Source organism: Segeticoccus rhizosphaerae, from assembly GCF_009192725.1.
Lineage (GTDB): Bacteria > Actinomycetota > Actinomycetes > Actinomycetales > Dermatophilaceae > Segeticoccus > Segeticoccus rhizosphaerae.
The window spans coordinates 1-1417 of record NZ_VOHR01000550.1 but is presented as its reverse complement, the minus strand read 5'-3'; the positions used below and the strand labels follow the sequence as shown (position 1 = coordinate 1417).

Here is a 1417-nt window from a genome sequence, read left to right as displayed (position 1 = left end):
CGACCTGCTGCCGGCCGACGACCGCTGGCGGCACCAGCACGGCACGCCGGGGCACGGCCGCTCGCACGTCATGCCGGCCCTCATCCCGCCGTATGCCACCGTGCCCGTCGAGGGTGGCCGGCTCGCTCTCGGCACGTGGCAGAGCATCTGCCTGGTTGACCTCAACGTCGACAACGAGGAACGCCGGGTCCGGCTGTCGTTCCTGGCCGGCTGACCGGGCAGTCAGCCGCGCCCCACGCCGAAGCGTTCGAGCCGCGCGTCCGCGAACCCGAGCTCCGACCAGGCCCCTGCGTAGCTGAGGACCGCGATCCCACTGGTGGGAAACCCCTCGGACATGTGCTCGTGGGCGATCGTCGACCCCTTGCCGTCCGCGAGCAGGCTGGCGAGCGAAGGGAGTCCGGGAGCATGGCCCACCAGCAGGACGACATTCGCGTCCTCCGGCGCGTCGTGAAGCACCTCGAGCAACGCCTCGGGACTGGCGTTGTAGATCCGACGGTCGTGCCGCACCTCGGCCTCCGAGCACCCCGCAGTGGCCACCGCGTCGCACGTCATCGTGGTGCGGACCGCCGGTGAGCACAGCACCTCGTCGGCGCCGTAGCCGTGCTCGGCGATCCACCGGCCGGCCGCCTTGGCGTCCCGCACCCCGCGGTCGGTCAGCTTCCGCTCGGCATCCACCCCGCTGCCCTGCTCGGCCTTCGCGTGGCGCAGGAGGATGAGCGTCCGGTCGTGGCTGGCGCGCGTCATACCTCGAGCATGCCGCGACCGGGCAGCTTTGTCATGCCTCGGCGGTCGGCTCGTCAGCCCTCCAGGCCGATCAGGCGCGACAGCGCGTCGGTGTCGAGGTGCTCCTCGACCGCGTCGGCGAGCCGGTCGAGCATCGCCTCCCGCCGCTGTGCGAAACCCGGAGCGTCGGCCAGCGGACGCCACCGCAGACCGGCCTGTCGCCCGACGGCCCGGAGGAACGCGCGGCGGAAGGCGTCGTTCTCCAGCGTGCCGTGCCAGGTCGTCCCCCAGACGCTGCCGACCCGCCACCCGTCCAGGAACCGTTCGCGCGAATCCCCCACGGTGTCCGGTACTGCGGCTGACGGGTGGAGCCGCGTTGTCCCGTGGTGGATCTCGTATGCCGTCACGGCCGTCCCGCGCCACTCCCCCCGTGGCGCCCCCAACTTCTTGACCGCTTCGAACCGCACCGTCGTCGGCAGGAGGCCCAGGCCGGGCACGCTTCCGCCCGAAGGTGATTCGACACCGTCTGGATCCTCGATCGTCCGGGCGAGCATCTGGTAGCCGCCGCAGATACCCAGCACCGGACGGCCCTCCGCGGCCCGCCGAGCCAACGCCCGGTCGAGGCCGCGCGACCGGAGCCAGGACAGGTCGGACACCGTGGCGCGCGAGCCCGGCAGGACCACCAGGTCGGCCA

2 protein-coding genes and 1 pseudogene are annotated in these 1417 nt (G+C 72.6%); 1 reads left to right on the top strand and 2 read right to left on the bottom strand.

Annotated features, from left to right (window positions below):
- Positions 1-214, top strand: a 214-nt coding sequence (locus FRW57_RS21550; RefSeq protein WP_162529466.1) for a YjbQ family protein, incomplete at its 5' end; no start/stop codon positions are given.
- Positions 215-222: 8 nt separating this feature from the next.
- On the opposite strand, the gene FRW57_RS21545 is transcribed toward FRW57_RS21550, so the two are convergent.
- A complete protein-coding gene (locus FRW57_RS21545) occupies positions 223-744 on the bottom strand; it encodes a SixA phosphatase family protein (RefSeq protein WP_152187033.1) in 522 nt (173 codons plus the stop codon).
- Between the two features lie 53 nt (positions 745-797).
- Positions 798-1417 (bottom strand): annotated as a pseudogene (locus FRW57_RS21540) (cobyric acid synthase); the annotation flags it as partial.